The organism is Nonomuraea sp. KM90, from assembly GCF_052246675.1.
In the GTDB taxonomy this organism is placed as follows: Bacteria; Actinomycetota; Actinomycetes; order Streptosporangiales; family Streptosporangiaceae; genus Nonomuraea.
The window spans coordinates 44,037-69,363 of sequence record NZ_JBQQCB010000040.1 but is presented as its reverse complement, the minus strand read 5'-3'; the positions used below and the strand labels follow the sequence as shown (position 1 = coordinate 69,363).

Genomic DNA, 25,327 nt, shown 5'->3' with positions numbered 1-25,327 from the left:
CTATGTCCTTAACCTGAATGACTCAAGTAAAGGAATTCTCCAAGTTATGCGGTGATCGGTGTGCGGCGGCGTACCAGGAAGAGGGAGCTCAGCCCGGCGAGGACGGCCAGGCCCGCCATCGCGAGGGAGGAGAGCAGGGAGGCCGAGCCCGTGTCCTGGCCCTGGCTGAGCGTGATGAACAGCGTTCCCACGGTGGAGACGCCGATCACCTGGCCGAGCTGCATCACGGTGAGCAGCGCGCCGCTGGCGTCGGCCGCGTACGCGCCGTCCACCTGCTCGGTCGCCATGTTGGTCACCGCGACCTGCACGCCGAGGCCGGCGCCGATGAGGGCACTCATGACCGCGTACGGGAGCCCGCCCCCGGCGGCCAGCCCGAGCCCCAGGTAGGCCGGCGCGGCCACCACGTAGCCGAACGGCACCAGCGTCCGCTGCAGGCGCGGCGGGAGGCGCGGCCAGGCGAGCCCGACCAGGCCGAAGGCCAGCGCGCACGGCACCAGCATCATGCCGGAGGCCAGCGGCGTCAGGTGCAGGTCGCCCTGCAGGTGCAGGGCCGAGGTGAACAGGAACGCGCCCCACGTGGCCGGGCCGAACAGCAGGATCGCCAGCCCCGGCCGCATGCCGGGCGCGCGCAGCACGCGGGCGTCCACCAGCGGGCGCCCGCCGCGCGCGGTCACCCAGCGCTCGATGCGGACGAACGCCGCGAACGCCGCCACGCTCAGCGCCATCGAGACCCAGCCCCACACCGGCCAGCCGAGGTCACGCCCGAGCACCAGCGGCACCACGAAGAGCAGCACGGCGGCGGACAGGGTCACCAGGCCCCAGGGGTCGAGCCCGGTCTTGCCGCCGCCCTCGTCGGCGGGCAGCACCCGGATCCCCGCGAGCAGGAGCAGCGCCCCGATCGGCACCAGCACCAGGAACACGATCCGCCAGCCCAGCCCGAGGCCCAGCAGGATCCCGCCGAGCGCCTGGCCGACCACGATGCCACCGCTGATCACCAGGGACCACAGGCCGATCGCCCGGCCTCTGGCCGCACCCTGATAGTTGCGCTGGATCAGCGTCAGCACCTGCGGCATCATCATCGCGGCCCCGGCGCCCTGCAGCAGCCGGGAGGCCACCAGCCAGCCCGTCGAGGGCGCCAGGCCCGCGGCGAGCGTGGTGACCGTGAAGACCGCCAGGCCGCCGAGAAACGCCTTGCGGTAGCCGAACAGATCGCCGACCCTGGCTCCGGTGATCAGAAGTACGGCGTAGACAATGGTGTAACCGGCGACGATCATCTGCAGCCCCGCGCCCGACGAGTGCAGGTCGGACTCGATGGTGGGGGTGGCCACGTTGACGATGTTGACGTTCAGGATGGCCAGGAACTGCCCTACGAGGATGATCGCCAGGAGCAGACCGCTGGCCTTCGAGGCCTCCTGTGGCTTTGTGCCCACGGGAGAGGGAAAAGCGGCAGTTTGCGACATGCTGATGAGTCTGCCGTGGATCCGGTACCAGTAACGAGAGCCCATTTATCCTGGTATTGGTGGTAACTGGTTAAGTGTCGGCGTTGCACCCGATAGTGGAGGGATGAGCGTGGCAGAAGCACGACGTACCGATCTCTCGGCGTTCCTGCGCACCCGGCGCGAGCGGATCACGCCCGAGATGGTCGATCTCGCGCCGGGCCCGCGCAGGCGCACTCCGGGCTTGCGCCGCGAGGAGGTGGCGCAGCTCGCGGGCGTGGGCGTCACCTGGTACACATGGCTGGAGCAGGGGCGCCCGATCAACGCCAGCAGCCAGGTGCTCGACGCGATCGCGCGCACGCTCCGGCTCGACACCGCCGAGCGCCACCACCTCTACCGGCTGGCCGGGCAGGCGGAGGAGCCGATCCCCGTGGACTCGGGCCAGGTTACGCCCGAGATGCAGGAGATCCTCGACCGGCTCGGCGACCTGCCGGCCTGCGTGACCAACAGCCGGTGCGACGTCCTGGCCTCGAACGACTCCTACGCGGCGCTGTTCCCCGAGCTGGTCGCCGCGCCGGAAGGGGAGCGGAACTCGCTCTGGCAGACCTGCCTGAACCCCTCGCCCATGACGGTGCTGCTCGACCGCGACCACGAGCTCGCCCGGGCCGTGGCGGTCTTCAGGGGCGCCTACACCCGGCACGCGGACGACCCGTGCTGGCAGGACTTCGTCCGCCGGCTCAGCTCGGAGAGCGCCGAGTTCGCGCGGCTGTGGGCGCGGCAGGACGTGGCCGAGCCCGGGCCGCGGGTGAAGGGATACAAGCACCGGGAACTCGGGATGTTGCGCTTCAGCACGACCAGCCTCATGGCCGTGCCCGAGTTGCGGCTGATTGTGTACTCCCCGATGGATGACGACACTCGTTCCGCTATGTCCAGGATTCGGGAGGCTGCGCGGTAATCCGCCCCACATGGCATGCTCGATCCCTGAAAGACAGGATTCGAGCGGAAGTGGCGGCAGATGAGATTCCCCCGTGCCCTCCCGGTTTTCGCTGTCGTCGCGTCGCTGGCCGCGTGCTCGTCGCCGCCCGAGAGGGAGCCGCAGAGCGGGCAGGTGGAGCGGCAGGCGGCCGCCTCGCCGAGCAAGAAGCCGACGCCGGAGCGGAGGCCGTACACGATCGCGTTCGGCGGGGACGTGCACTTCGAGGGGATGTTGCGGGGGAGGCTGGCCAGCCCGCGCACGGCGCTGGGGCCGATCGCGAGCACGCTGCGCAAGGCCGACTTATCGATGGTGAACCTGGAGACGGCGATCACCACCGGGGGGACGCCGGCGCCGGGCAAGCAGTTCACGTTCAGGGCTCCGGCCAGCGCGTTGACCGCGCTGAAGGGCGCGGGGGTGGACGTCGCCTCCATGGCGAACAACCACGGCATGGACTACATGGAGAGCGGGCTGGCCGACTCGCTGGCGGCGGTCAAGCGCAGCAAGTTCCCCGTGGTCGGGATCGGGGCGGACGCTGCGGAGGCGTACCGGCCCTTCCGGAAGGTCGTGAACGGCAACCGGGTGGCGATCATCGGGGCCACGCAGGTGCTGGACGCGGAGTTCATCCAGGCGTGGACGGCCACGGCGGACAAGGGCGGGCTGGCCTCGGCGAAGAACGAGACGGCCCTGCTGCGGGCGGTGCGGCAGGCGCGCAAGAACTCCGACACCGTGATCGTCCACCTGCACTGGGGCACCGAGATGCAGAAGTGCCCCAACGAGGCGCAGCGCTCGCTCGCTCCCAAGCTGGTCGAGGCGGGGGCCGACGTGGTGGTCGGCGGGCACGCGCACATCCTGCTCGGGTCGGGATACCTGGACAACGCTTACGTCAACTACGGCATGGGCAACTTCGTCTTCTACAACTCCAACCCGGCGACCACCGGCAGGACCGGCGTGCTGACGCTGACGATCAACGGACGGAAGATTCTCAAGGACGCCTGGACTCCGGCGACCATCCAGGGGGGTATCCCGATACCGATGACGGGGTCCGCCCGGACCCAGGCCGTGGCGGACTGGAAGGCGCTGCGATCCTGCACGGGGCTGGCCGCGCGACCCTGATCGATCTATTCTGCTGGACAGTCCGTCCAATAGGAGGTCGCGATGCGGTGGGTCGAGTCCGGTGACGTGCGGCTGGCGGTCTTCGAGGAGGGCGATCCGGGCAAGCCGGTCGTGCTGCTCCTGCACGGCTATCCGGACACGCATCGCGTCTGGGACGAGGTGGCCGCGTTGCTGCGCGACCGCTTCCGCGTGGTGCGATACGACGTGCGCGGCGCCGGGCGGTCCACGGCCCCGCGCGACCGGCGCGACTACGGCTTCGACCAGCTGATCGCCGATCTCGGCGCGGTGATCGAGGCGGTCGGCGCGCCCCGCGTGCACCTCGTCGGGCACGACTGGGGCTCGCTGCAGGGCTGGGAGGCGCTCGGCCGGGCGGGGATCCGGGACCGGCTGGCCTCGTTCACCAGCCTGGGCGGGCCGGGGCTGCGGCAGGCGGCGGATTTCACGCGGCACGGGCGGCGGCGCGACGTGGCGGTGCAGCGCCTCAAGTCCTGGTATATCGGGGCATTTCAGATTCCGGTGTTGCCCGAGCTGGCGTGGCGGACGGTCCTGCCGGGGATCGTCTCCCGCGCCCTCGGGGCGCCGCCCCGGCCCGGGCATCCGGCCGACACCCTGAGCAGGGACGGGCTCAACGGGCTGTGGCTCTACCGGCGGAACATGCCGCTGGGGGGCTCCGGGCTCGATCCGCGCGTCCCCGGGGTGCCCGTGCAGCTCGTCGAGGCCACCCACGATCCGTACGTCACCCCGGCGCTGCTGGCCGCCGTGGGGCGGTGGGCGCCCAGGCTCTGGCACCGCCGGATCACGACCGGGCACTGGGCGCACCGGAGCCGCCCGGAGGCGGTCGCCGGGATGATCGCGGAGTTCGTGGAGCACGCCGAGGGCGCCCCGGCCTCCCGGGGGTTGCGGCGGGCGGGGGCGGCGGGGGCGGCCGGGGCGTTCGGGGGAAAGCTGGTGGTGATCACCGGCGCGGGGTCGGGGATCGGGCTGGCGACCGCGCGGGCTTTCGCGGCGCATGGGGCGGAAGTGGTGTGCGCGGATATCGACCTGGACGCCGCGAAGCTGGCCGCCGACGCCATTGGTGCGGATCTCGGGGGTACGGCGTACGCGGCGCAGGTCGATGTGGCGAAAAGCGATCAGATGGAGGATTTTTCGCGAAATATCATCTCTGAATATGGCGTGCCGGACATTGTGGTGAACAATGCGGGGATCGCGGTTGCCGGGCCGTTCCTCGACCACACCGTCGAGGACTGGCGCAGGACCATCGACGTCAATCTGTGGGGCGTCGTCCACGGGTGCCGGCTCTTCGGCGCCGCCATGGCCGAGCGCGGCGAGGGCGGCCACATCGTCAACGTCGCCTCTCTGGCCGCGTTCGCGCCGTCCATCGTGCTGCCCGCGTACTCGACCTCGAAGGCGGCCGTGAAGATGCTCAGCGACTGTCTCAGGGCCGAGCTGGCGGGTCAGGGCATCGGGGTCACCGTCATCTGCCCGGGCTTCGTCTCCACGGGGATCGCGGGCAACGCCACGTACACCGATGACGGCCTGCGCCAGGGAGCCGTGCAGGGTCTGGCGCGGCGCGGATACCCGCCGGAGCGCGTGGCCGCGCACATTCTGCGGGCGGTGCACAGAAATCAGGCGGTCGTGCCGGTGAACTTGGAGGGGAAAGTCGGGTATGCCCTGTCTCGGATTTCGCCGAGGGCGATGCGGGGGCTCGCCCGGTTGAGCGGTGCCGTGAGAAATCCGAAATTGGCAGGTAACGATCGCCCGTACGAGAGAAGATGAATCCGTGTCTACGCCGCAAATGAACGATGAGTGCGTCCACCCCAAAGCCCTCAGGCGGCAGCCCGCACAGCGCCGCAGCGCCCGGCGTGTCGAGCGCATGCTCGACGCGTGTGCCGAGTTGCTCGACGAGACCGGATACGAGGCCCTGTCCACCACCCGCATAGCCGAGCGGGCGGGCGTGGCGATCGGCTCGGTCTACCAGTTCTTTCCCGACAAGCGGGCCATCACCCAGGAGCTCACCCGGCGCAACGTCGAGGAGTTCGTCCGCAGGGTCGATCGCAGGTTCCTCGAGGAGGACTACCGCGGCTGGTGGGAGGCCGTCGACGCGATCATCGACATCTACGTGGACATGCACAGGACGGTCGCCGGCTTCAAGAGCCTGCAGTTCGGCGACGTCGTCGACCTCAACCTGCTCGACTCCGACTCCGACAACAACACGGTGATCGCCGGGCGGCTGCGCGGGCTGTTCTTGAAGGAGTTCGGCCTGGCGGACAGCCCCTCGCTCGACCTGGCGGTGCTCGTCGCGGTCGAGGCGGGCGACGCCGTGCTGAAGCTGGCCTTCCGCCGCGACCCCGACGGCGCGCCCGAGATCATCGACGCGGCCAAACACCTGATCAGAGGCTTCCTGTCCCGCCAGCTCCGATCCTGGTCCCCCCGCTAGGAGCCCGGCGGGGCCCGCCGGTGGCCGGATCAGTAGCCGGCGGCCACCTTCGGCGCGCCGGGGACCAGATCGCGGTGCCAGTGCTTCCCGTGCTCGCGCTCACCGAGCGCGGTCGCGGGCACCTGCTGGAATCGCGGCGTGGCCGGCGTGCGCAGGCAGGGGGCCGGGAACGAGACCGGGCGCGCGTCCCTGGCCTCGCGGACGTCCAGCCGGGCCTCCAGCGCCCGCAGGTTGCTCTCCGCGGCCTCGAGGGCCTCCATCCGGGCCGACAGATAGCCGGCCACACCGGGAATGAGGGCCGACAACACGACGGCACAGGCCAGCATGAAGGTCAGCTGCTTGGACATGCCCATCACAGTCCCTTCGCTCGCGTGGCGGCAAAGCGACCTCTATATGCCCGGTGACCTGGGCGGACACGCCTTCTGTGAGCAGGATTGGACGAGACGTTACCGAATTTGCACGGGACCGGCGATGTGGATTGACCGGGCAAAGGCCCGGGCGGCTCGGTAGTCTCGCGGTGTGGCGCATGTGACCCGTGAGCACCTTGATCGTCTGCTTGAGCAGGCCCTGCTGGCCGACGACCACAGTTCCCTGGCCAGTCGGCTGTACGACGTCGCGCTCGACTATTCGTCCGGCGACGTCTCCAGGGCATCCATCCTGGTCCTCGCCGCCGAGGAATGGCGAGCGGCGGGCCAGCCCGCCCGCGCGATGGAGTGTTTCCAGCGCGCGGTCGAGGACGGTGGCGAGGCCGGGTTCGATCCGCGTGCCGGCATCGCCGACACGCTCTTCGAGCTCGACCGGCCGGACGAGGCGAGGGAGGTCATCGAGACGATACGCGCGGAGGGAGACGTCTCCACGGCGACCGCTCATACGATCGCCGAGACCCTGGTCGCCTATGGCGACCTGCAAGGGGGCCTCGAATGGGCGACGCAGGCCGCCCTGCGGTGTGACGAGAACGACCCGGAGCAGGTGGCGCTGCTGCGCACCCGTTATCGCATCAGGGTCGATCTCGGGCTCCCCGAGGACGAGCTCGACGAGCTCGTCTCCTGAGGGCGCGCGTCCCGCCGGGCGGTGACCGTCCCGGCAGGGCGCGCTCCGTCATGCCCCGACACGTGCGGTCCCCATGGTTCGCCGGAGGGCCGCGGCCGGGCGACCGCGGCCCTCCGACCTATGGGAATCCGGGCGCGGCAGGCACGGTCCGCGCCCGGACGAGGTGGCTCATCGCAGTCCGAGGCCCTCCGCGAGGCCGGTGAAGCCGGACACCGCGGTCTGCCCGCCCGGCAGCATCGAGGTGCCCTCGACGCTCTCCACCGCCTTCGGCAGCAGCACGCCGATGACTTCCTCACTGACCTCGCTCACCGGCTGCTGCAGGTCCAGCGGCGACTCGATCCCGCTGCCGGCGATGCGGTTGTGGTAGGGGGCGTGGCCGAGCGTCATCTCGCCCGGCAGCTTCCTCTCCAGCGGCCGCTGCGGCATCTCGGGCAGCGCCAGCAGCGCGGGGATGCCGGTCATCGTCGACAGATCCTTCATCCCGGCCGGTCCCGGCACCATGGGGAACAACGCGGGCGAGGCCGTGGCCAGCGAGGGCATGCCCCAGGTGGCCGCCACGCCGCCCAGGTCCGCCAGGCCCAGCACCTCCTTGCCGGTCGCCAGGCCGGTCAGACCCAGATGCCTGGCCAGCTCCCCGGCCGACGTGGCCAGTTTGTTGCTCTCGGAGGTGAGCATCCGGCTGCTCCCGGGGCCGCCGTCGTTCACCCGCAGCCTGGCGTGCTCGTCGCAGAAGTTGGCGATCGAGGTGGGCGACAACAGCGCGGGCTCGGTGCCGGCGCAGCTGCCGGCCGCCGAGGGGCCCGCGCACAGCCAGCTGACACCCGCGGTCAGAGCGGCCACCGCGATCATGCTCCGGATCTTCTGGAATGACACTGCACGTCCCCCTGATCGATTTCGGTGATCTGACGAACGCCGAACGTAGTCATACCTCCGGCAGGGCGAGTGCGGCTTGTCCGAAGGGTGGCGCGAACCTTACCGAAGAGGCGGGCCGATGACCGTGCCATGACACGCCGGAGCCCGGAGATCACCTGGATCTCCGGGCTCCGGGACGGGCTGTCAGGCCGCGCGCTGGATGAGCAGCTCGTCGTCGCCCAGCTCGACCACGACCTTGTCGCCGTCGGCGACCTCGCCGGACAGCACCGCCTTGGCCAGCTTGTCGCCGATGGCGGACTGGACCAGGCGGCGCAGCGGGCGGGCGCCGTACATCGGGTCGAAGCCCGTCATCGCCAGCCACTCGCGGGCCGCCGGCGTGACCTCCAGCGTCAGCCTGCGGTCGGACAGGCGCCGGGCCAGGCGGTCGACCTGCAGGTCGACGATCTGCGCCAGCTCCTCGGTGCCGAGCGCGTCGAAGAGGATCACGTCGTCGAGCCGGTTGAGGAACTCCGGCTTGAACGAGCTGCGCACCGCCCCCATGACGGCTTCCCGCTTCGCGCCGTTCTCCAGCTTGGGATCGACGAGGAACTGCGAGCCGATGTTGGACGTGAGGATCAGGATCGTGTTGCGGAAGTCGACCGTGCGGCCCTGGCCGTCGGTCAGCCGCCCGTCGTCGAGCACCTGCAGCAGGATGTCGAACACCTCGGGATGGGCCTTCTCGACCTCGTCGAGCAGCACCACGGTGTACGGGCGCCGCCTGACGGCCTCGGTGAGCTGGCCGCCCTCCTCGTAGCCGACGTAGCCGGGAGGCGCCCCGACGAGCCGGGCCACGCTGTGCTTCTCGGAGTATTCGCTCATGTCGATGCGGGTCATCGCCCGCTCGTCGTCGAACAGGAACTCCGCCAGCGCCTTGGCCAGCTCCGTCTTGCCCACACCGGTCGGCCCGAGGAACACGAACGAGCCCGTCGGCCTGTCGGGGTCGGCGATGCCGGCGCGGCTGCGGCGTACGGCGTCTGAGACGGCCTGTACGGCCTGCTGCTGCCCGACGAGGCGCCGGCCCAGCTCATCCTCCATGCGCAGCAGCTTGACCGTCTCGGCCTCCAGCAGCCGCCCCGCGGGAATGCCGGTCCACGACGAGATCACCTCGGCGATGTCGTCGGCCCCGACCTCCTCCTTGACCATGGCGTTGTCCGGCGGCGCGGCCTCGGAGGCCGCCTTGAGCGCCTGCTCCAGGCGGGGCACCTCGGCGTACATCAGCCGGGAGGCCGCCTCGAAGTCGCCGTCGCGCTGGGCCCGCTCGGCCGCGCCCCGCGCCTCGTCGAGCTGCTTCTTCAGCTCGCCGACCTTGTTGAGCCCGGCCTTCTCGTGCTCCCAGCGGCCGACGAGGGCGTTGAGCTCCTCCTGGCGGTCGGCCAGCTCCTGGCGCAGCCGGTCGAGCCGCTGGACGGAGGCCTCGTCGGTCTCCTTCGACAGGGCCAGCTCCTCCATCTTCATCCGGTCGACGTTGCGCTGGAGCTGGTCGATCTCCACGGGACGGGAGTCGATCTCCATGCGCAGCCGCGAGGCGGCCTCGTCGACCAGGTCGATGGCCTTGTCGGGGAGGAAGCGGTTGGTGATGTAGCGGTCGGACAGCGCGGCGGCGGCCACCAGCGCGCCGTCGGCGATCTGCACCTGGTGGTGGGCCTCGTAGCGGCCCTTGAGGCCCCGCAGGATCGCGATCGTGTCCTCGACCGTGGGCTCGCCCACGTAGACCTGCTGGAAGCGGCGCTCCAGCGCCGGGTCCTTCTCGATGCGCTCGCGGTATTCGTCGAGCGTGGTCGCGCCGATCATGCGCAGCTCGCCGCGGGCCAGCATGGGCTTGAGCATGTTGCCGGCGTCCATCGCGCCCTCGGCGGCCCCCGCGCCGACGACGGTGTGCAGCTCGTCGATGAACGTCACGATCTGCCCGTTGCTCTCCTTGATCTCGGAGAGCACGGCCTTGAGCCGCTCCTCGAACTCGCCGCGGTATTTCGCGCCGGCCACCATCGCGCTCAGGTCGAGGGAGATGAGCCGCTTGTTGCGCAGCGACTCCGGCACGTCGCCGGCCAGGATGCGCTGGGCCAGGCCCTCGACGACCGCGGTCTTGCCGACGCCGGGCTCGCCGATGAGCACCGGGTTGTTCTTGGTGCGGCGGCTGAGGACCTGGACCACGCGGCGGATCTCGGAGTCGCGGCCGATGACCGGGTCGAGCTTGCCGCCCCGGGCGTGCTCGGTCAGGTCGACGCCGTATTTCTCCAGCGCCTGGTAGGTGTCCTCCGGGGTCTCGCTGGTGACGCGGGCGTTGCCGCGTACTTTCTCGAAGGCGTCGAGCAGCGCCTGCGGCGTCGCGCCCTGGGCCTTGAGCAGCTCGGCCGACCGGCCCCCGTCGGCGGCCAGGCCGACCAGCAGGTGCTCGGTCGAGACGTAGAGGTCTTCGAGGCGGTTGGCGTGCTGGGCGGCGGTGTTCATCACCGTCAGGAGCTGGCGGGAGCTCGACGGCGCCCCCACCGTCGAGCCCTGTGCCTTCGGCAGCGCCGCGAGCTGCTCCTCGGTGCGGGCGCGCAGCGTGCGCCAGTCGGCGCCGACGGCCTCCAGCAGCGGCACGGCGGTGCCGCCCGTCTGGGAGAGCAGAGTGGTCAGCAGGTGAGCCGGGGAGATCTCGGGGTTGCCCTCCGCGGCGGCGCGCCGCATGGCACCCGAGAGCGCTTCCTGGCTCTTCTGGGTGAGCTTGTAGTCCATGTTCCTAGGCCCCCGGTGGCAGCTCGTAGCGGATCAGCGCTCTGACCATCCGCATCTCGGCTCGCAGGCGGTGGACCTCCTCACGCAGCCGCAGCGCTTCGTTCTCGAGCTCGAGAATCCGCTTGATCCCCGCGAGGTTGATGCCCTCCTCCTGGGAGAGCCGCTGCACCTCGCGGAGCTGGATGATGTCGCGTGTCGAGTAGAGGCGGCCGCGCCCCGCCGTGCGCCCAGGACTGACCAGGCCGAGCCGGTCGTACTGGCGCAGCGTCTGCGGGTGGAGCCCGGACAGCTGCGCGGCCACCGAAATCACATAGACAGGGGTGTCATCTGAAAGGTCGAAATAGTTGGCGTCCATCGGCTTACTCGCTTCTGGCTCGCTGAATGAGCTCAGCGCGCGGGTCCTCGCCCGCGGTCGCGGTGTTGAACTCGGTGAGAAGCTCGCGCGACTTGTCGTCGAGCGTCTTCGGCACGATCACCTCGACGCTGGCGAGCAGGTCGCCCTTCGTCCCGTCTTTCCTGGTGACGCCCCTGCCGCGGACGCGGAACGTGCGCCCGTTGGGCGTGCCCGCGGGGATGCGCAGCGTGACCGGCATGCCCTTGAGGATCGGCACCTTGATCTCGGCCCCCAGAGCGGCCTCCGTGAACGTCACCGGCACGGTGATCGTCAGGTTGTCGCCCATCCGGCCGAACACGGCGTGCGACTTGACGTGCGTCTGGATGTAGAGGTCGCCCGCCGGGCCGCCGTTCTCCCCCGGAGCGCCCTTCGCCTTGAGCTTGACCCGCTGGCCGTCGGCCACCCCCGCGGGAATGCGCGCCTGGATGGTGCGGGTGCTCTTGGCCCGGCCGCTGCCCTCGCACACGGGGCAGGGGTCGTCCACGATCAGCCCGCGGCCCTTGCAGTCGCGGCACGGCTCGGAGAAGGCGAAGTTGCCCAGGTTGCGGCTGGCCGCGCCGGTGCCCTCGCAGGTGGGGCAGACCCTGGGGGTCGTGCCCGCCTTGGCGCCGGTGCCGGTGCACGCGGCACAGGCGGCGGAGCTGGTCAGCCTGAGCGACACGGTGGTGCCCTCGACGGCCTCGGTGAACGTCAGCGTGACCTCGGACTCGATGTCCTGGCCCCGCCGCGGCCGGGTGGCGCTGGTCGTGCGGGCTCCGCCGCCCCGGTTGAACAGCCCGCCGAACAGGTCGCCGAGCCGCTCACCCGCGCCCCCGCCCTGGCCCTGCTGGCTGGTGCCGCCGAACAGGTCACCGAAGTCGAACGGGAAACCGCCACCGCCGGGCCGCTGGCCGCCCACCCCGGACCCGAACAGCGTGCGCGCGTCGTCATATTCCTTGCGGCGCTTGCCGTCCGACAGGACGTCGTAAGCCTCGGAGACCTCCTTGAACTTGGTCTCCTTGGTCGCGTCACCCTGGTTGGTGTCGGGGTGGTATTGCCGGGCCAGCTTCCGGTAGGCCTTCTTGATCTCGTCGGCGGTGGCGGTCTTGGGCACACCAAGGACGGCGTAGTAGTCCTTTTCCAGGTAGTCCTTGGTGCTCATCTACGGCCCTTCGTCCTTGTGATCAGTTGTCGTCGTCATTGGACGCGGCAGGGGCGTCCTCGGGCTCGGCGACGGCCACCCGCGCCGGGCGCAGCACCCTGTCACCCATCCGGTATCCAGGCTGCAACACCTCGACGGCGGTCGGCTCGGTCACCTCCGTCGAGTAGCTGTGCATCAGCGCCTCGTGGACCGTCGGGTCGAACGGGTCGCCCTTCTGCCCGAAGGAGCTGAGGCCCAGCTTGGTGACCGCCGACTCCAGCGACTCCGCCACCTTCGCGAAGCCGCCGGTCAGCTCGCCGTGGTCGCGAGCCCTGCCGATGTCGTCGAGCACGGGCAGGAGCTCCGCCAGCACCCCGGCGACGGCCTGCTCGCGGACCGCGACGCGGTCGCGCTCGACCCTCCTGCGGTAGTTCGTGTACTCGGCCTGAAGGCGCTGAAGGTCCGCGGTCCGCTCGGCGAGCTGGGCCGCCAGCTCGCCGTCCTGCGCCTCCAGCACGTCGGCCGGCACCTCTTGTGGCACGGTCGGCGCCTCTCTGACCTGGCCCGTCTCCGGGTCGATCTTGCGGTTGTCGCGGATCACCGGCTCCTCGTGCCCGTTTTCACGCGGCGGCATCACTGGTCCTTCTTCGGCTGGTCATCGTCGACGATCTCGGCCTCGACCACGTCGTCGTCGGCCTTCTGGTCCTGGCCGGCCGAGGTGTCCTGCGGGGCGCCCTCGCCGCCGGCCTGCTGGCCCTGGCTCTGAGCGTAGATCGCCGAACCCATCTTCTGGCTGACCGTGGCGAGCTTCTCCGCCGAGTTGCGGATGACGTCGGTGTCGGTGCCCTCAAGAGCCTTCTTCAGCTCGGCCAGGGCGTCGTTGACCTCGGTCTTGATGTCGCCGGGGACCTTGTCGTCGTTCTCGCGGAGGAACTTCTCCGTCTGGTAGGCGAGCCCGTCGGCGTTGTTGCGGACCTCGGCCTCCTCGCGGCGCTTCTTGTCCTCCTCGGCGTACGACTCGGCCTCGCGCATCATCCGCTCGATGTCGTCCTTCGGCAGCGCGGAGCCGCCGGTGATCGTCATCGTCTGCTCCTTGCCCGTGCCCAGGTCCTTGGCGGAGACGTTGACGATGCCGTTGGCGTCGATGTCGAAGGTGACCTCGATCTGCGGGATGCCGCGCGGCGCCGGCGCGATGCCGGTCAGCTCGAAGGTCGCCAGCTTCTTGTTGTAGGAAGCGATCTCGCGCTCGCCCTGGTAGACCTGGATCTGCACCGACGGCTGGTTGTCCTCGGCCGTGGTGAAGACCTCGGAGCGCTTCGTGGGGATCGTCGTGTTGCGCTCGATGATCTTGGTGAAGATGCCGCCCTTGGTCTCGATGCCCAGCGACAGCGGGGTCACGTCGAGCAGCAGGACGTCCTTGACCTCACCCTTGAGCACGCCGGCCTGCAGGGCGGCGCCGATGGCGACGACCTCGTCCGGGTTGACGCCCTTGTTGGGCTCCTTGCCGCCGGTCAGCTCCTTGACGAGCTCGGAGACGGCGGGCATGCGGGTCGAGCCGCCGACGAGCACCACGTGGGCGATGTCGGAGACCTTGATGCCGGCGTCCTTGATGACCTGGTGGAACGGGCCCTTGGTCCGCTCGAGCAGGTCGGCGGTGAGCCGCTGGAACTCGGAGCGGGTCAGCTTCTCGTCGAGGTGCAGCGGGCCCTCGGAGGAGGCGGTGATGTAGGGGAGGTTGATGTTGGTCTCGGACTGGCTGGACAGCTCGATCTTGGCCTTCTCGGCCGCCTCGCGTAGGCGCTGGAGCGCCATCTTGTCCTTGGCCAGGTCGACGCCGTGCGCGTTCTGGAAGCGCTTGACCAGCTCGTCGACGACGCGCTGGTCCCAGTCGTCACCGCCGAGGTGGTTGTCACCGGAGGTGGCCTTGACCTCGACGAAGCCGTGGCCGTCCTCCTGGCCGACGTCGAGCAGCGACACGTCGAAGGTGCCGCCACCGAGGTCGAAGACCAGGATGGTCTGGTCCTGCTCCTTGTCGAGCCCGTAGGCGAGGGCCGCCGCGGTCGGCTCGTTGATGATGCGGAGCACGTTGAGGCCCGCCACCGTGCCGGCCTCCTTGGTGGCCTGGCGCTGGGCGTCGTTGAAGTAGGCGGGAACGGTGACCACCGCGTCGGTGATCTTCTCGCCCAGGTAGGCCTCGGCGTCCTGCTTGAGCTTCTGCAGCACGAAGGCGCTGATCTGCTGCGGCGAGAACTTCTTGCCGTCGATCTCCTGGGACCAGTTGGTGCCCATCTCCCGCTTGACCGAGCGGATCGTCCGGTCGACGTTGGTGACGGCCTGCCTCTTGGCGACCTCACCGACCAGGACCTCGCCGTTCTTCGCGAAGGCGACCACGGACGGCGTGGTCCGCGAGCCCTGCGCGTTGGCGATGACGGTGGGCTCACCGCCCTCGAGGATCGAGACGACGGAGTTGGTCGTCCCAAGGTCGATACCTACCGCACGTGCCATGAGTACGTCCTTGTAGTCAAAGTTGAGTCTGTTGGACTCAACGTATGGATGCGAGTCGTCTTTGTCAAACGACTTGAGCCTACCCGACTCAACCCTCGTGAGCGCGAAAGCATTCCCGCCAAATCGGAGACAACGCCCGTGTCGCTCCACACCACGGGTAACGGGACCGGAGGTACGGAGGTTCCACCTCGGAACAGGGCGGACCCCCGGACGCGGTGGGCGCGCGCCGGGGGTCCGCATTCGGGAGATGGCTCAGGAGACGGGTGTGTTCATGTCCGCCTGGATCTCGGTGGCGTTGAGCGCCCGGTTGTAGATGCGTACTTCGTCGATGAGGCCGTTGAACCATTCGCCCCAGAGGCTGTTGCCGCCGATGCGCAGGACGCCGTTGTCGGTGCGGATGGGTCCGCCCGCGGTGCGTTGGCTGACTTGGGTGCCGTTGACGTAGAGGCGGATGGTGGTGCCGTCGTAGGTGGTGGCGAGGTGGCTCCAGGTGTTGAGGGGGAGTGAGGCGGTGCCGCCGGTGTCGACCTCGCCGGTGGTGTGGATGACGGTGTGGGGGCGGTCGGTGTCGCTGCCCGCGGAGAGCACGTAGGCCAGGCCGTTTGTGTGTTGTTTCATGATGACGGTGCGCCAGCTGTCGACGGTGGTGGGGCGGACCCAGGCTTCGAGGGTCATGCCGGTGGTCAGGCGCAGGCCGGCGGCGTCGTTGACGGTGACCCAGCTGGACGAGCCGTTGAACGACAGGGCCTTGCCGTACTTGCCGGTCGCCGCCCAGGTGGTGGCCGTGGCCGTGCCGGGGTTGCCCGATGGCGAGGCGTCGCCGACGGTGGTGCCGGCGCCCTCGTTCATGCCGTAGGCGGCCACCAGACCGGCGGGGGACTGCACGACCTTGTACGCCGCCGTGTACGTGGTCGCCGTCGCCGGCGCGGCGAAGTTGTGCGTGGCGGCCCCGCCGTCGGACCAGGCGTCGAACCCGTGCTCGCCCTGGGGCGAGGGCGCCGTGATCGAGTTGCTGGAGCCGACGATCACCGTCCTGGTGAAGGGAGCGACCGTCTGCTCCTGGTTGAAGCCGAGCTGGAGGCCGGGCGGGTTCGTCTGGAACGTCAGGTTCACGGTCCTGGGCTGCAGCAGCACGCTCTTGGTGTCGGTCAGCCCGTGCTGGTCGGTGACGGTCAGCCGCAGCTCCAGATGCGACGGGTACTCGTGGTCGGGCGCCTGGAAGGACCCCGACGCGCCGGTGTACCGGGTGATCTCGTGCTCATGGCAGGCGCCCGGGCAGTGGTGCATGATCAGGGTCCAGGTCATCCGGGACCCGGGGACGGCCCCTTCCTCCGGGTCCGTGCCGGTGCCGGAGAAGCCGATCGTGTCGCCGACCGCCCACGTCGTGGTGGACGAGGGGCTGGTGATCGCCGCTGTGGGGGCGGTGTTGCCCACGTTGACCGTGACGGTGGCGTCGGCCTGGCCGCCCTTGTCGTCGCTCACCCGCAGCCGGACCACGTACGAGCCGTTCTGCGTGTACGTGCGCGACGGCGCCACCGACGTCGAGTCGTCGAGCTCCCCGTCGCCGTCCAGGTCCCAGGCGTACGTCATCGCGTCACCGTCGGCGTCGGTGGATCCCGCGGCCGAGAAGGCGACGGCCAGCGGGGCGGCCCCGGAGGTCGGGACGGCGTTGATCGCCGCCGTGGGCGGCGCGTTGTCGAAGATGTAGCGGACGATCGTGCCGTTGTCGAAGTTCACCGCGAACAGGTCGCCGTTCGGGCCCGTCTCCAGCTCCACCGCGCCGATGCCCGTGTCGAACGTGGCGACCGTGGCCGGGTTGGGCAGGCCGTTCGAGCCCTTGGTCATCGCCCAGACGCATTTACGGCTGTAGTCGGAGAAGAACAGGGCCCCGTCGTAGGACGGCGGGTACGTGCCGTCCTGGTAGAAGGCGACGCCGCTGGAGGAGGACTGGCCGCCCGGCGTGCAGGTGTCGCCGGTGTGGAGGCGCTGGCCGTGGTGCCAGGCGAAGTACGGCTGGGTGTGCGCGGCGGCGCCGGCGCTGTAGAGGTTCTCGCAGAGCGTCAGGTTCAGGGCGTCGTAGCCGTCCTCCCGGTCCGCGCCCTCGTAGCAGGGCCAGCCGAAGTTGGCCACGCCGCCGGTCGGGTTGGCGACCCGGTTGATCTCCTCGTACGAGCCCCAGCCGACCTCGCCGGACCAGATCTCGTCGGTGCCGGGGCGCTGGGTGATCCGGAAGGGGTTGCGCAGCCCGTGGGCGACGATCCGGCGTACGTTGGGGTCGGAGCTGGCGGCGTTCGGGTTGCCGGCGGCGGCCGCCCCCGTGTCCGGATTTATCCGGATGATGGTGCCGTCCAGTCCGGCCGGGTCGCCGTTCGTCCGCACGTCCTGGGAGCGCAGGGCGCCGCCCTCCGCGCTCGGCGGGGTCAGCGCGGTGCCGACCGCGTTCGGCGGGTCGCCGCACGGGTTGTCCGGCACGATGTCGGAGCTGGTCTGGTTGTCCTGGCCGTAGTCGGGGAACTCGAAGCTGGCGCCGTCGCCCGCCGAGGCGTAGAGCGCGCCGTCGCGGCCGAACTGCAGGTCGCCGATGGAGTGGCTGGGATACTGCTGGCACCAGTCGGTGATCAGCGGGGTCTCCGCCCCCGAGGGGGAGATGACGGACAGGCGGCCGGTGACGCGGCAGCCGTCCCCGGTCGGGCCCGGAGGAGAGGCGCACGCGTCGAAGTCCTCGTTGGGCTCGCCCCAGCGGGGTGCGGTGCCGCCGGGCTCGGCGTCGTGCGAGTAGAGCACGTACACGCGGGGGTCGGTGGGGAAGTTCGGGTGCAGGGCCATGCCCAGCAGGCCGCGGTCCCAGAAGTCGTGCACCTTGGTCCGCAGGTCGGCGTACACGGTGGGGGTGGTGTCCGTCAGCGAGTCGAAGACCTTGATGTAGCCGCCCTTCTCGGCCACGAACACCCGCCCGTCGGAGGCGAACTCGATGTTGGTGGGGCTGATCAGCCCGCTGAAGACGGTTTGTTTGTGGAAGCGCTGGGGCAGTGCCGCCGCCGGGGGAGACAGAACGATCAGGCTGGTCAGGATCAGGGCAGCAGAAATCAGGCAGGATAAGAGCCGTCTCACGGGTCCCCCCATTTGGAGCGTTACATCACCACCGGCGCCCCCACGCCACGGTGTTCTGATCGATGTATCGCAACAAATCGATCATTTGTCACTGGGGTTGTCCGTAAGTGGACAGATCACGACTTGGCGCCGTCCACGACCTTGCGCTTGCCCAGGGCTTTCTTGAGTTTGACCGTCGTGGTCTTCTCGACCGCGATCATGATGCACGACATGTTCCTGGCCTTGGGAGCGGTGCCCTCGTACAGGGTGATCGTGACCTGCTTGCCGGTCTCCTTCACCTTGACGCGGTCCAGCACCGTGCACGGCGCCACGCCCGACCACCAGGTGAGCTGGATCTTCTTGCCCTTCGAGACCGGCTTGGCCTTGGTCCAGCGGATCTTGTGGACGTTGATGGCGTTGCCCGTCGGCTTGACCGGCTCGGGAGCCTTCGTGGGAGCGGTGGTGACCGGTTCCGACACGACCGGGGGCTTCTCCGGGGTGGTGGAGGCGGCCCGCTCGACCGGCGGGGCCGTGCCGCAACTCGTGGCGAGCACCAGACATCCGGCCAGGAAAGTCGCTGTCATTGTCCGCATACCCATAGGACGGATCACACCGGCCGCCGGTTCAAAGCCGGTCGTGGATCGTTCACGGGTGAGAAGCCGACTGATTAGTGTGGTTCGCGTGCTCCGTCAGGCCTTGCTCGCCATCTCGAAGAGCCGACGCGCCGAGCGGCTCGTCACCACCTCGCCGCTGACCGCCGACGTCGTCAGGCGCTATGTCGCGGACGACATCGGCGCCGTGGTCGCGGAGCTGACCCGCAAGGGGCTGCTGGTCACCGTCGACCACCTCGGCGAGGAGGTGACCGACCAGGCGCAGGCCGAGGCCGCCGTCGCGAACTACCTGTCGCTGCTCGACCTGCTGCCCGCGGGCGCCGACGTCTCGGTCAAGCTCACCGCCCTGGGGCTGCGGCTGTCACAGCGGCTCGCGATCGACAACACCGCCGCCATCTGCGCGGCCGCCGCGGGCAAGGGCATCACGGTGACGCTCGACGCCGAGGAGCACGACACGATCCCGGGGCTGCACGCCGTGCACGCCGCGCTGCGCAGGGAGCATCCCGACGTGGGGGTGGTGGTGCAGGCGTACCTGCCGGACTCGCTGGACCGCTGCGAGAAGCTCGGCGGCGCCCGCGTACGGCTGTGCAAGGGGGCCTACACCGCGCCCGGCGCCTACACCAGGACCGCCGACATCGACCGCTCGTTCGTACGGTGCCTGAAGGTCCTCATGGCCGGCACCGGCTACCCCATGGTCGCCACCCACGACCCCAGGCTGCTGCGCATCGCCTCCACGCTGGCCGTGCTGGACGGCCGCGACGTGACCGGCTTCGAATACCAGATGTTGTACGGCGTGCGCCCCGAGGAGCAGGCCCGCCTGGCGGGGCTCGGCGCGCGGATGCGGGTCTACGTCCCGTACGGCTCCGACTGGTACCCCTACCTCATGCGCCGCCTGGCCGAGCGGCCCCGCAACCTGGCCTTCTTCCTGCGGTCGCTGGTGTCCCGGGGTTAGCGGATAGGCTTCCAGACCAGCGTCTATTTCTTTCGAGGGGCCGAAATGATCGCGATTCTGGGCACGGGCAAGATGGGCGAGGCCCTGCTGTCCGGGTTGTTGCGGGCCGGGTTCAAGCCGGGCGACATCATGGCGACCACCCGCAGGGCCGAACGGGCACAGGCGCTGCGCGAGACCTATGGCGTACGCGTCGTGTCCAACCCGGAGGCGGCCAAGGCCGCTGACACCCTGATCCTGGCCGTCAAACCGCAGGACATGGCCACGCTGCTGGCCGAGATCGCCCCCCACATCCCCGCCGACCGCCTGGTGATCTCGGCCGCGGCGGGCATCACGACGTCCTTCGTCGAGCAGCGGCTCGGCGTCGACGTGCCGGTGGTGCGGGTGATGTCGAACACGCCGATCAAGTTCGACGAGGCGATGAGCGTGATCTCGGCGGGGGCGCACGCGGGCGAGGAGCACCTCAAGCTCACCGAGGGCCTGCTGGAGCCGGTCGGCAAGGTGCTGCGCATCCCCGAGTCGCAGCAGGACGCCGCCACCGCCCTCTCCGGCAGCGGGCCCGCCTACTTCTTCTACCTGGTCGAGGCCATGGTGGACGCCGGCATCCTGCTCGGCATGCCGCGGGCCGCCGCGCTCGACATGGTCACCCAGTCCATCGTGGGGGCCGCGGTGATGCTGCGCGACTCCGGCGAGCACCCGGTGATCCTGCGCGAGGCCGTCACCTCGCCGGGGGGCACCACGATCGCGGCCATCGCGGAGCTGGAACGGCACAGCGTGCGCGCGGCGTTCCTGGCGGCCATCGAGGCAGCCCGCGACCGCGGCCGCCAGCTCGCCTCCGGCTGAACGCTCCCGCGCCCGTCCGGTCCGCCCCGCTCCGCGCCGGTCCGCCCCGCCCCGCTCCGCGCCGGTCCGCCCCGCTCCGCGACCGCCGCCCGGCGTGCTCGCGAGGCGCGGGGTGGTGCTGAGCTGGGTGGGTCGGCAGGGGGATGAGAGCCCGAGCGGGCGCTTGTGGAGGCGGGTGGGCGGGATCCTACGATGGGTCGGGTGACGATCCGTCGCGGGCTCGCCCCGCTGCTCGTCCTGTTAGCACTGACCGGCTGCACCTCCGAGGAACCGCCGAGCGTCCAGCTCGCCGAGGTCCGGCGTGCCCCGGTCACCGAGGTCGTCGAGGCCCCCGCCACCATCGGCGCGCGGGCCTCCGCGACACTGCGCTCTCCCGCCCAGGGCACGATCGCCAAGCTGTACGTCCGCGAGGGCGACCGCGTCCGCAAGGGCGAGATCATCGCCAGGATCCGCTCGCCCCAGGCCGAGGACCAGCTGCGCCAGGCCCGCCAGGCGTCCAGGATGTCGGCCCCTGCGAGCTTCACCCCGAACGTACGCCTGCCGACCTTCGACACCAGGGCGTTCGACCGCAAGGTCGCCACCCACTTCGCCAAGGCCCGCAAGGAGGCCAGGAAGGTCGACGACCCCCAGGCCCGCAAGCAGCTGCTGAGCGCCATCGACCTGGCCCAGGCCCAGCACAGGGCGCAGGCGAAGGCCCTGTCGTCGATCACCGCCCAGCTCAACCGCTCGATCAGCGGCCTGCTGACCGGCGTGAGCAGCGGCCTGTCCAGCTCCATGGCCTCCCTCCAGGCCGCCTCGAAGTCGCAGGCCAGGGCCGCGGTCAAGGCGGCGGAGAGCACGGTGCGGTCGCTCACGGTCAAGGCGCCGTTCTCCGGCATCGTCACCCTGGGCCGGGTGTCCGGCGGCGGCGGCGCCCCGAGCGGGGTCGAGGGGCTGCTCAGCCAGCTCCCCGGCGGCGGGCAGCAGCTGCCGTCCATGCCCTCCGGCGGGTCCGCCTCGGGCACCCCGGTCGCCACGGGGGTGCCGATCTCGGCCGGTGACTCGATCGCCACCGTCACCGACGTCTCCGAGCTCACCCTGGCCGCCGACGTGGACGAGACGGACGTGCTGCTGGTGCGCAAGGGCGTCAAGGCCGACGTCGAGCTGGACGCGGTGCCCGGCGCCACGTACACCGCCGTGGTCACCGGCATCGGCGTCACGCCCATGGAGGGCACCACGGGCGGCGTCAGCTACCCCGTGCGCCTCTCGCTCGGCGCCGGCGCCTTCGACGACGGCTCCAAGGCGCCCACGCCCAAGCCGGGCATGAGCGCCGTCACGCGGCTGACCGTGCGGGAGTCGGCGTCGGCCGTCTCGGCCCCCGCCTCGGCCATCGTCTCCAGCGGGCGCGAGAGCGTGGTGTGGGCGGTCAGCAACGGCGTGGCGCGGCGGCGCGTGGTCAAGCTCGGGGCCCAGGGGGACGCCGTGGTGGAGGTGCTGAGCGGGCTGTCCGTGGGCGAGCGGATCGTGGTCAAGGGCGCGGACTCCGTACGGGAGGGGCAGACCCTCCCATGACGCTCCGTACGGGAGGGGCGGATCCTGCCATGACGGCCCCCGCCATCGAAGCGGTGGACCTCGCCCGCCGCTACCAGCTCGACGGCGTGGCCGTCGAGGCGTTGCGCGGCGTGTCGCTCCGGATCGACCAGGGTGAGTTCGCCGCCATCGTCGGCCCGTCCGGATCCGGGAAGTCCACGCTCATGCACCTGCTCGGCTGCCTCGACCGGCCCTCGACGGGCGTGCTGAGGGTCAACGGGGTGGACATCTCCCGGTTGTCCGACGCCGAGCTGGCCGAGCTGCGCAACAAGACGATCGGCTTCGTCTTCCAGTCCTTCCACCTGCTGGCCAGGACCTCGGCGCTGGACAACGTGGCGCTGCCGCTGGTCTACCGGGGTCTGGGGCGGGCGGAGCGGCGCGCCAGGGCCCGTGCGGCGCTGGAGTCGGTGGGGCTCGGGCATCGCATGGAGCACCGGCCCTCGCAGATGTCCGGCGGCGAGCAGCAGCGCGTGGCCATCGCCCGGGCGCTGGTCGGCGAGCCGAAGGTACTGCTGGCCGACGAGCCCACCGGCAACCTCGACACCAGCAACGGGGCCGAGGTCATGGCCATACTCGACCGGCTCAACGCCGACGGGGGCGTGGCCGTGGTGCTCGTCACGCACGAGGCGGAGATCGCGGCCCACGCCAGGAGGCAGATCCACGTGCGCGACGGACTGATCGAGCGGGACAGCGCGTCATGAGGGGCGGCGAGGCGCTGGTCATGGCGCTGGAGGCGCTGCGGGTCAACCGGCTGCGCAGCGTGCTGACCATGCTCGGGGTGATCATCGGCGTGCTGGCCGTGGTGATCCTGGTGGCCATCGGCACCGGCGCGAAGGACGAGATCGAGAAGCAGATCTCCGGGCTCGGCACGAACATCATCCTCGTCGTCCCCGGCCGCATCAGCCTGGGCGCGGCGCCCTCGCAGAGCAAGCTCGGGCTGGCCGACGTGGCGTACGTCCGGCGGGTGGTCGGCGACCCGTCGAAGGTGACGGTCTCGCTGCAGTCGGGCGAGACCGTACGCGTGGGCCGGACCGAGGTGTTCGTCACCGTGATGGGCACCGACCAGAACATGGTCAACATCTTCGAGCGGCCGGTCGGCAAGGGCCGGGCGCTCAGCGAGACCGACGTGGACACCCGGCGCAGGGTGGCCGTGCTGGGCTCTGAGGTGGCCGACCGGCTGTTCGGCGACCTGGACCCGATCGGGCGGCAGGTGACGGTGGCGGGGGCGAGGTTCCGGGTGGTGGGGGTGTACGCCGAGGTGGGGCAGACGTTCGGCCTCTCCCGGGACCAGGAGATCCACATCCCGGTGACCACGGCGCAGCGGCTGCTCGGGATCGAGCGGATCAACGGGCTGGCCGTCGGCGCGTCCGGGCCCGAGGAGATCGACCCGCTGTCGGACCGGGTGACGGCGGCGCTGCGGGACCGGTACCCGGGCGAGCAGTTCTCGGCGGTCACGCAGACGGCCCTGCTCGGCACGATCGGCAGCGTGCTGGGCATGCTCACCGGCGTGCTGGCCGCCATCGCGGGCATCTCGCTGCTGGTCGGCGGCGTGGGCGTGTCGAACATCATGCTGGTCAGCGTGCGCGAGCGCACCCGCGAGATCGGGTTGCGCAAGGCGCTGGGGGCCAGGCAGCGCGACATCCTGGCCCAGTTCCTCATCGAGGCGGTGCTGCTGACCACGATCGGCGGGCTCATCGGGATCATGCTCGGGGTCGGCGGTTCGCTGGCCATCGCGGCGCTCACCGAGGTGCCCGCGTCGATCACGTGGTGGTCGATCGTGCTGGCCTTCGGGGTGTCGGCGGCCGTCGGGGTGTTCTTCGGCGTGGCGCCGGCGCGGCGGGCGGGCCGGCTGGATCCCGTGATCGCCCTCCGCGCCGAATGAGCCCGCGCGCGCCGGGTCAGGCGTCCCGGCGGAGCAGCGGGCCGGGTCAGGCGTCCCGGCGGAGCAGCAGTGCGGCGCTCGCGACCACGGTGACGGCGATCCAGACCAGGTAGACGCCGAACCCGCTCCACGGCCCCAGCGAGGCGCTGCTCTGCCCGTTCGCGATCAGCATCCCGGCGTTGGTGGTGAAGTAGTCGGCCACGGTCCTGCCCCACTGCCCGGGCAGCTGGTTCATCAGCGGAGGGAGCACCAGCATCAGCGCGGTGGCCGCCATGATCGCGCCGGGCGTGTGCCGGACCAGCGTGCCCAGACCCAGCCCGAACACGCCGCAGGCGGTCAGGAAGAGGGCGGCCCCGCCGACGGCCCGCGCCGCGTCGCCCAGCACGAGCGAGGGCGGCTGGGTGATCGCCAGGCCCACGGCCAGCGCGGCGGCCGACGCGACCGCGGAGGTGACCAGCGCCGTCGCGGTGAACACCAGCATCTTGCCGGTGAGCAGGCTCAGCCGTTTCGGCACGGCCATGAGCGACGTGCGGATGCCCCCGGTGCGATATTCGCTGGAGATCACCAGCACGCCCAGAGTGGCCAGGGAGAGCGAGGCGAACATGACGCCGACCAGGCTGCCCGCGATGGCCTCGTCGGCGGGGATGGGGCCGTCGGTGTTGCCCCTGTTCGCGGCGCTGATGAGCGCGCCGATGCCGACCATCAGCGCCACCGTGGCGGCCAGCGTCCACACGGTCGAGCGCACGGAGCGGATCTTGGTCCATTCGGACCTGAGGATGTCGATCATGAGGAGAACTCCAGGCTGTCCTTGGTCAGCTCCATGTAGGCCGCTTCGAGCGAGGGCTGCACGAACGTCAGCTCCTCCAGAGGGAGGCCCGCACGGGCGGTGAGAGTGCCGATCTCGAGGGTGCTCATCGCGGTGACCCGCAGGTGGTCGGGGTGCAGCTCGCCCACCTTGACCAGCTCGGCCACCTCGGCCAGCCGGGGCGAGCGCACGCGTACGTACCCCTGGGAGCTGCGCCCGATGAACTCCTGCACGCTCGTGTCGGCGATGAGCCGGCCCTTGCCGATCACGATCAGGTGGTCGGCCGTCTGCGCCATCTCGCTCATCAGGTGGCTGGAGACGAACACCGTCCGCCCCTCGGCCGCCAGCTTGCGCATGAGCGTGCGGATCCACAGGATGCCGTCCGGGTCGAGGCCGTTGACCGGCTCGTCGAACAGCAGGATCTCCGGGTCGCCGAGCAGCGTCGCGGCGATACCCAGCCGCTGTGCCATGCCCAGCGAGAACCCGCCGACCCGCCGCCTGGCGACCTCGCGCAGGCCGACGAGCTCCAGGACCTCGCTCACCCGGCCGGCCGGGATGCCGTTGCTCTGAGCGATGGCCAGCAGGTGGCTGCGGGCGCTGCGCCCGCCGTGCACGGCCTTGGCGTCCAGCAGGGCGCCCACCTTGCGCAGGGGGTGTCTCAGCTCGCCGTACGGCCTCCCGTCCACGAGCACGGAGCCGCCCGAAGGCCGGTCGAGGCCGAGGATCATGCGCATGGTGGTCGACTTGCCGGCGCCGTTGGGGCCGAGGAAGCCGGTCACCTGACCCGGCTCGACGTCGAACGACAGGTCCGCCACGGCGACGGTGCCGCCGTAGCGCTTGCTCAGGTTCGTAGCCCGAATCGCGGTCATGGCTCCAAGCGTGCCGCTGCGCGCGCCCGGTTTCTTCCTGCCCGGGAA

Annotated in this window: 21 protein-coding genes and 1 pseudogene; 10 read left to right on the top strand and 12 right to left on the bottom strand. The window is 70.6% G+C overall.

What is annotated here, in order from left to right; genetic code table 11:
• Nucleotides 1–44: 44 nt before the first annotated feature.
• On the bottom strand, nucleotides 45–1,430 hold the full coding sequence (locus ACTWPW_RS31950; protein WP_375114509.1) for an MFS transporter: 1,386 nt from the start codon (nucleotides 1,428–1,430) through the stop codon (nucleotides 45–47).
• A gap of 133 nt (nucleotides 1,431–1,563) precedes the next feature.
• On the opposite strand from ACTWPW_RS31950, the gene ACTWPW_RS31945 reads away from it, so the two are divergent.
• From ACTWPW_RS31945 to ACTWPW_RS31930, 4 genes are all read left to right on the top strand, one after another.
• Nucleotides 1,564–2,391, top strand: a complete 828-nt coding sequence (locus tag ACTWPW_RS31945) for a helix-turn-helix transcriptional regulator (protein ID WP_443170796.1) — start codon at nucleotides 1,564–1,566, stop codon at nucleotides 2,389–2,391.
• A 60-nt stretch (nucleotides 2,392–2,451) separates the two neighbouring features.
• Complete coding sequence (locus tag ACTWPW_RS31940) at nucleotides 2,452–3,525, top strand: CapA family protein (protein ID WP_375114511.1); 1,074 nt, start codon at nucleotides 2,452–2,454, stop codon at nucleotides 3,523–3,525.
• Between the two features lie 42 nt (nucleotides 3,526–3,567).
• Nucleotides 3,568–5,301, top strand: coding sequence for an SDR family oxidoreductase (locus ACTWPW_RS31935; RefSeq protein ID WP_443170795.1), 1,734 nt, complete (start codon nucleotides 3,568–3,570; stop codon nucleotides 5,299–5,301).
• Nucleotides 5,302–5,398: 97 nt separating this feature from the next.
• Complete coding sequence (locus tag ACTWPW_RS31930) at nucleotides 5,399–5,962, top strand: TetR/AcrR family transcriptional regulator (RefSeq protein ID WP_375114865.1); 564 nt, start codon at nucleotides 5,399–5,401, stop codon at nucleotides 5,960–5,962.
• A gap of 29 nt (nucleotides 5,963–5,991) precedes the next feature.
• On the opposite strand, the gene ACTWPW_RS31925 is transcribed toward ACTWPW_RS31930, so the two are convergent.
• Nucleotides 5,992–6,309 (bottom strand): hypothetical protein, encoded by a 318-nt coding sequence (locus tag ACTWPW_RS31925; protein WP_443170794.1) that lies wholly within the window; start codon nucleotides 6,307–6,309, stop codon nucleotides 5,992–5,994.
• Between the two features lie 172 nt (nucleotides 6,310–6,481).
• Between ACTWPW_RS31925 and ACTWPW_RS31920 the strand changes: the two genes are divergently transcribed.
• The gene (locus ACTWPW_RS31920) at nucleotides 6,482–7,012 is read left to right on the top strand and encodes a tetratricopeptide repeat protein (protein WP_364126182.1); all 531 of its coding nucleotides are present in this window, start codon (nucleotides 6,482–6,484) and stop codon (nucleotides 7,010–7,012) included.
• A 168-nt stretch (nucleotides 7,013–7,180) separates the two neighbouring features.
• Here the strand turns inward: ACTWPW_RS31920 and ACTWPW_RS31915 are convergent, their stop codons facing one another.
• The 8 genes and pseudogenes from ACTWPW_RS31915 to ACTWPW_RS31880 form a co-directional block, all read right to left on the bottom strand.
• On the bottom strand, nucleotides 7,181–7,861 hold the full coding sequence (locus tag ACTWPW_RS31915; RefSeq protein ID WP_443170793.1) for a hypothetical protein: 681 nt from the start codon (nucleotides 7,859–7,861) through the stop codon (nucleotides 7,181–7,183).
• A 207-nt stretch (nucleotides 7,862–8,068) separates the two neighbouring features.
• Nucleotides 8,069–10,642: an ATP-dependent chaperone ClpB gene (gene clpB, locus ACTWPW_RS31910; protein ID WP_443170792.1), complete on the bottom strand. Its 2,574-nt coding sequence runs from the start codon at nucleotides 10,640–10,642 to the stop codon at nucleotides 8,069–8,071.
• A 31-nt stretch (nucleotides 10,643–10,673) separates the two neighbouring features.
• A pseudogene (locus tag ACTWPW_RS31905) lies at nucleotides 10,674–10,997 on the bottom strand (heat shock protein transcriptional repressor HspR); the annotation flags it as partial.
• A 4-nt stretch (nucleotides 10,998–11,001) separates the two neighbouring features.
• Entirely contained in the window at nucleotides 11,002–12,177 is a 1,176-nt protein-coding gene (dnaJ, locus tag ACTWPW_RS31900; protein ID WP_375114516.1) for a molecular chaperone DnaJ, read from the bottom strand.
• Nucleotides 12,178–12,199: 22 nt separating this feature from the next.
• Nucleotides 12,200–12,790 carry a nucleotide exchange factor GrpE gene (gene grpE, locus ACTWPW_RS31895; RefSeq protein ID WP_364126194.1) on the bottom strand — a complete coding sequence of 197 codons (591 nt, stop codon included), beginning with the start codon at nucleotides 12,788–12,790 and terminating at the stop codon, nucleotides 12,200–12,202.
• The gene (dnaK, locus tag ACTWPW_RS31890) at nucleotides 12,790–14,661 is read right to left on the bottom strand and encodes a molecular chaperone DnaK (RefSeq protein WP_375114517.1); all 1,872 of its coding nucleotides are present in this window, start codon (nucleotides 14,659–14,661) and stop codon (nucleotides 12,790–12,792) included. The genes grpE and dnaK overlap by 1 nt, the downstream gene beginning before the upstream one ends.
• A 252-nt stretch (nucleotides 14,662–14,913) precedes the next feature.
• Nucleotides 14,914–17,772, bottom strand: coding sequence for a LamG-like jellyroll fold domain-containing protein (locus ACTWPW_RS31885; RefSeq protein WP_443170791.1), 2,859 nt, complete (start codon nucleotides 17,770–17,772; stop codon nucleotides 14,914–14,916).
• A 116-nt stretch (nucleotides 17,773–17,888) separates the two neighbouring features.
• Entirely contained in the window at nucleotides 17,889–18,335 is a 447-nt protein-coding gene (locus ACTWPW_RS31880; protein ID WP_364126203.1) for a hypothetical protein, read from the bottom strand.
• A 97-nt stretch (nucleotides 18,336–18,432) separates the two neighbouring features.
• On the opposite strand from ACTWPW_RS31880, the gene ACTWPW_RS31875 reads away from it, so the two are divergent.
• The 5 genes from ACTWPW_RS31875 (at nucleotide 18,433) to ACTWPW_RS31855 (ending at nucleotide 23,605) form a co-directional block, all read left to right on the top strand.
• Complete coding sequence (locus tag ACTWPW_RS31875) at nucleotides 18,433–19,314, top strand: proline dehydrogenase family protein (RefSeq protein WP_443170790.1); 882 nt, start codon at nucleotides 18,433–18,435, stop codon at nucleotides 19,312–19,314.
• 45 nt (nucleotides 19,315–19,359) lie between these two features.
• The gene (proC, locus tag ACTWPW_RS31870) at nucleotides 19,360–20,154 is read left to right on the top strand and encodes a pyrroline-5-carboxylate reductase (RefSeq protein WP_375114520.1); all 795 of its coding nucleotides are present in this window, start codon (nucleotides 19,360–19,362) and stop codon (nucleotides 20,152–20,154) included.
• Nucleotides 20,155–20,355: 201 nt separating this feature from the next.
• Nucleotides 20,356–21,705, top strand: coding sequence for an efflux RND transporter periplasmic adaptor subunit (locus tag ACTWPW_RS31865; RefSeq protein WP_443170789.1), 1,350 nt, complete (start codon nucleotides 20,356–20,358; stop codon nucleotides 21,703–21,705).
• A gap of 29 nt (nucleotides 21,706–21,734) precedes the next feature.
• Complete coding sequence (locus ACTWPW_RS31860) at nucleotides 21,735–22,424, top strand: ABC transporter ATP-binding protein (RefSeq protein ID WP_375114522.1); 690 nt, start codon at nucleotides 21,735–21,737, stop codon at nucleotides 22,422–22,424.
• On the top strand, nucleotides 22,421–23,605 hold the full coding sequence (locus ACTWPW_RS31855) for an ABC transporter permease (RefSeq protein ID WP_375114523.1): 1,185 nt from the start codon (nucleotides 22,421–22,423) through the stop codon (nucleotides 23,603–23,605). Before ACTWPW_RS31860 ends, ACTWPW_RS31855 begins: the two co-directional genes overlap by 4 nt.
• Nucleotides 23,606–23,651: 46 nt before the next feature.
• Here ACTWPW_RS31855 and ACTWPW_RS31850 read toward each other — a convergent pair whose 3' ends face one another.
• Both ACTWPW_RS31850 and ACTWPW_RS31845 read right to left on the bottom strand, forming a co-directional pair.
• Nucleotides 23,652–24,392, bottom strand: a complete 741-nt coding sequence (locus ACTWPW_RS31850; RefSeq protein ID WP_443170788.1) for a hypothetical protein — start codon at nucleotides 24,390–24,392, stop codon at nucleotides 23,652–23,654.
• Complete coding sequence (locus tag ACTWPW_RS31845; RefSeq protein ID WP_443170787.1) at nucleotides 24,389–25,279, bottom strand: ABC transporter ATP-binding protein; 891 nt, start codon at nucleotides 25,277–25,279, stop codon at nucleotides 24,389–24,391. The genes ACTWPW_RS31850 and ACTWPW_RS31845 overlap by 4 nt, the downstream gene beginning before the upstream one ends.
• Between the last annotated feature and the right edge of the window lie 48 nt (nucleotides 25,280–25,327).

What these genes read in the sequence shown, in the direction of transcription:
- ACTWPW_RS31945 (WP_443170796.1), top strand. Translation starts at nt 1,564, where the DNA reads ATGAGCGTGGCAGAAGCACGACGTACCGATCTCTCGGCGTTCCTGCGC.
- ACTWPW_RS31930 (WP_375114865.1), top strand. Translation starts at nt 5,399, where the DNA reads ATGCTCGACGCGTGTGCCGAGTTGCTCGACGAGACCGGATACGAGGCC.
- ACTWPW_RS31855 (WP_375114523.1), top strand. Translation starts at nt 22,421, where the DNA reads ATGAGGGGCGGCGAGGCGCTGGTCATGGCGCTGGAGGCGCTGCGGGTC.
- ACTWPW_RS31845 (WP_443170787.1), bottom strand. Translation starts at nt 25,279, where the DNA reads ATGACCGCGATTCGGGCTACGAACCTGAGCAAGCGCTACGGCGGCACC.
- dnaJ (WP_375114516.1), bottom strand. Translation starts at nt 12,177, where the DNA reads ATGAGCACCAAGGACTACCTGGAAAAGGACTACTACGCCGTCCTTGGT.
- grpE (WP_364126194.1), bottom strand. Translation starts at nt 12,790, where the DNA reads ATGCCGCCGCGTGAAAACGGGCACGAGGAGCCGGTGATCCGCGACAAC.
- ACTWPW_RS31880 (WP_364126203.1), bottom strand. Translation starts at nt 18,335, where the DNA reads ATGACAGCGACTTTCCTGGCCGGATGTCTGGTGCTCGCCACGAGTTGC.
- ACTWPW_RS31915 (WP_443170793.1), bottom strand. Translation starts at nt 7,861, where the DNA reads ATGATCGCGGTGGCCGCTCTGACCGCGGGTGTCAGCTGGCTGTGCGCG.
- ACTWPW_RS31925 (WP_443170794.1), bottom strand. Translation starts at nt 6,309, where the DNA reads ATGTCCAAGCAGCTGACCTTCATGCTGGCCTGTGCCGTCGTGTTGTCG.
- clpB (WP_443170792.1), bottom strand. Translation starts at nt 10,642, where the DNA reads ATGGACTACAAGCTCACCCAGAAGAGCCAGGAAGCGCTCTCGGGTGCC.
- ACTWPW_RS31850 (WP_443170788.1), bottom strand. Translation starts at nt 24,392, where the DNA reads ATGATCGACATCCTCAGGTCCGAATGGACCAAGATCCGCTCCGTGCGC.
- ACTWPW_RS31935 (WP_443170795.1), top strand. Translation starts at nt 3,568, where the DNA reads ATGCGGTGGGTCGAGTCCGGTGACGTGCGGCTGGCGGTCTTCGAGGAG.
- ACTWPW_RS31940 (WP_375114511.1), top strand. Translation starts at nt 2,452, where the DNA reads ATGAGATTCCCCCGTGCCCTCCCGGTTTTCGCTGTCGTCGCGTCGCTG.
- proC (WP_375114520.1), top strand. Translation starts at nt 19,360, where the DNA reads ATGATCGCGATTCTGGGCACGGGCAAGATGGGCGAGGCCCTGCTGTCC.
- dnaK (WP_375114517.1), bottom strand. Translation starts at nt 14,661, where the DNA reads ATGGCACGTGCGGTAGGTATCGACCTTGGGACGACCAACTCCGTCGTC.
- ACTWPW_RS31860 (WP_375114522.1), top strand. Translation starts at nt 21,735, where the DNA reads ATGACGGCCCCCGCCATCGAAGCGGTGGACCTCGCCCGCCGCTACCAG.